The organism is Hymenobacter agri (genome assembly GCF_054778495.1).
In genome coordinates this window covers 1-1,862 of sequence record NZ_BAAGZM010000730.1, presented here as the reverse complement: position 1 = coordinate 1,862, position 1,862 = coordinate 1, and the positions used below count along the sequence as shown (strand labels likewise).

The 1,862-nt window shown below is 63.6% G+C and carries 3 protein-coding genes; 1 reads left to right on the top strand and 2 read right to left on the bottom strand.

The annotated features are described in order from the left end of the window. Positions 1 to 569, top strand: a 569-nt coding sequence (locus ACYVDE_RS21495) for a M16 family metallopeptidase (protein WP_460503585.1), incomplete at its 5' end; no start/stop codon positions are given. 124 nt (positions 570 to 693) lie between these two features. Here ACYVDE_RS21495 and ACYVDE_RS21490 read toward each other — a convergent pair. Continuing rightward, on the bottom strand, positions 694 to 1,074 hold the full coding sequence (locus ACYVDE_RS21490) for a hypothetical protein (RefSeq protein WP_460503584.1): 381 nt from the start codon (positions 1,072 to 1,074) through the stop codon (positions 694 to 696). Between the two features lie 168 nt (positions 1,075 to 1,242). Then, entirely contained in the window at positions 1,243 to 1,650 is a 408-nt protein-coding gene (locus ACYVDE_RS21485; protein WP_460503583.1) for a hypothetical protein, read from the bottom strand. Between the last annotated feature and the right edge of the window lie 212 nt (positions 1,651 to 1,862).

Here is a 1,862-nt window from a genome sequence, read left to right as displayed (position 1 = left end):
CCGCCACCGCCCCCGTGCCGCTGAGCGCCCTGTATAAAGCCTACCACATGCCCGCTCGGGCCGATGAGCGCTACCACGCCGTCGACTTGCTGAGCGACGTGCTCGGCCGCGGCAAGTCGGCCCGCCTGCACCAGCGCCTGGTGAAGGAGCAGGCGCTGTTCAACAACATCTCGGCCTCGCTCACCGGCTCGCTCGACCCCGGCCTGCTCGTCATCAGCGGCAAGCTGAACGATGGCGTGAGCCTGGAGGAAGCCGACGCCGCCGTAGAGGCCGTGGTGGCCGAGCTGCTGGCCCACGACGTGGACGCGCAGGAGCTCGAAAAAGTGAAGAACCAGGCCGAAAGCAGCCTCGTATTCGGCGAAATCGACCTGCTGAACCGCGCCCTCAACCTGGCCTACAGCAAGCTGCAGGGCGACGCCAACCTGGTGAACGACGAAAGCCGCCGCATTCAGGCCGTGACCGTAGCCGACGTGCGCGCCGCCGCCGAGCTGGTGCTGCGCCCCGAAAACTGCAGCACGCTCTACTACCAGGCTGTGCCCGCCGAAGCGGAGGCAGAAGCAGCGGCCTAGTTGCACAACGCAAAACGGCTGTCATCCTGAGCGCAGCGAAGGTCCTTTTCACGTCAGAATTTCTTAACGTGAAAAGGACCTTCGCTGCGCTCAGGATGACAGCCGTTTAACTTTATTTACCAGCCTAGCGCTTGGCTTTCACCTTAGTTTTGCCGGGAGCCAGTGGCGCCGCCGCATCGCGGTTCAGGCTGCTGTTGGCAGGCTTCACGTAGCGCGGACGCGGAGTGCGGTTGTCGTTGTAGCCGCCGTTGGCTTGGTAGCCTACTTGCTTGCGCATGGGCACACTAGGCGCTAGGTACGACATGGTACCGTTCTTGATGTCTTCGGGCACGCCGTAGCCATAGGGCTTGCCGGTATGCGGATTGATTTTGGCCCGCGGGGCCTTGCGGGGCCCGCGCACCGAGTACGGCACGGCCTTTTTGCGCGGGCGGGTCTGGGCGTCGGCGCTGCCGGCCATGGCAGCAACTACCAGCAGGGAAGTAATAATGGCACGGAACATCTTCATGGTGAGCAACCTGAAACGGAGAAACGAATAAACTGGGCAGTAGCGCCGGGCCGTAAAGGCCGCAACTCCCAGCATACGCGCCTCAGCCCCGAAGGATGTGCACGGCCAATGGAAGCTGCGGTAAAAACGAAGCCGCAGCCTCGCGGGTGCGGGGCTGCGGCTATTGTATTAGTTGCCGAGCGTGGTTTGAGTAGCGGCGGCCGGCTTGCGGGGCGGGCGCACGCTGTAGGGCACCATGCCGTTGCTGGTGCGGATGTGCACCGGCATGCCCGGCGAGGCATACACGTTGGCGTTGTCAATTTCACCGCGGTTGCTGCTGGCAGCCGGAGCGGCGCCCCAGCCATCGTTGGCGGCGGTGGCCGTCGAGGCCACGGTAGTCGTTTCTTCGAGGGGAGGCCAGCCGTCGTTCTGCACCGCCACTTTCGGCGTCGACTTGATGGCGGCCTTGCGGGCTTTTTTGGCGGCGCGGGCGGTGGCTTTGGCCGAAGCTTTTTTGGTGGTGGCCGGCGTGGTTTGGGCACTGGCTTCAGCCAGCAGGAACATCGACAGGGCGAGGGTAAAAACGGTGCGGAACATGGCTGAAGAAATTAAGAAGTTTGTTTTCGTTTACTGTCGGGAGTAATTCGAAAAGCGTGCCAACTTCTGCCGCTCGCATAAAAAAGCCCCGGCCAGACTACCAGAGGCAGTTGGCCGGGGCGGCACAAAGCGCGAGCCGAACCTAACGCGGCGCGGGAGCCGGCGGCGAGGTGGGCGTGAGCGTGGTGCTCTTTTTGGTGCGGCGCGGGGCG